Origin of the sequence: Paenibacillus tengchongensis, from assembly GCF_008973665.1 — a bacterium.
GTDB classification, from domain to species: domain Bacteria; phylum Bacillota; class Bacilli; order Paenibacillales; family Paenibacillaceae; genus Paenibacillus_AQ; species Paenibacillus_AQ tengchongensis.
In genome coordinates this window covers 1-685 of record NZ_WACP01000053.1, presented here as the reverse complement: position 1 = coordinate 685, position 685 = coordinate 1, and the positions used below count along the sequence as shown (strand labels likewise).

The window sequence follows — 685 nt, the reverse complement described above, 5'->3', positions numbered from 1 at the left end:
CATGAGCCGCAATCCCTTGTTTGACACGTTGTTCGTGCTGCAAAATACCGACCGCGGACAGCTCGAGGTCGAAGGGCTGAACTTCACGCCGTACCCGTTTGATAGCGGGATGGCCAAGTTTGACCTGACCGTCACCGTAGAAGAGGTGGAGGACCGCCTTGTGTGTACCTTGGGATACTGCACCAAGCTGTTCAAAGAGGAAACGGTCGGGCGGCTGGCCGGACATTTCACCAATATTCTGCAGCAGGTGGCCGATCATGCGGAAGCCAAGCTGGCGCAGCTCGATATGCTCTCGGCAGACGAGCGCCGCCAGATTCTGGAGGATTTCAACAACACGGCCGTCAGCATGCAGAACTGCAAGACCGTCATCGAACGATTTGAGGAGCAGGTTGAACAAACACCGGACCGCCCGGCGCTCCTGTTTGAAGACGAGGTGCTGACCTACCGGGAGTTCAACAGCCGGGCCAATCAAGTAGCGCATTATCTGCGGGAACAAGGGGTCGGTGAGAATACCGTCGTCGGACTAATGACGCAGCGATCCTTTGAAATGATGGTCGGACTCTACGGGATTTTAAAGGCAGGGGCTGCTTATGTGCCGATCGACGCGGAATATCCGCAGGAACGCATCCGCTATCTGTTGGACGATTCGCAAATCACCCTCGTCCTTACGCAGCGGCAGCTGAAC

The 685-nt window shown here is 56.4% G+C and carries 1 protein-coding gene; it reads left to right on the top strand.

Features of this window, described 5'->3' with window-relative positions:
• Positions 1 to 16: 16 nt before the first annotated feature.
• The coding region (locus tag F1381_RS27880) for an AMP-binding protein (protein ID WP_222850500.1) at positions 17 to 685 on the top strand (669 nt) is incomplete at its 3' end.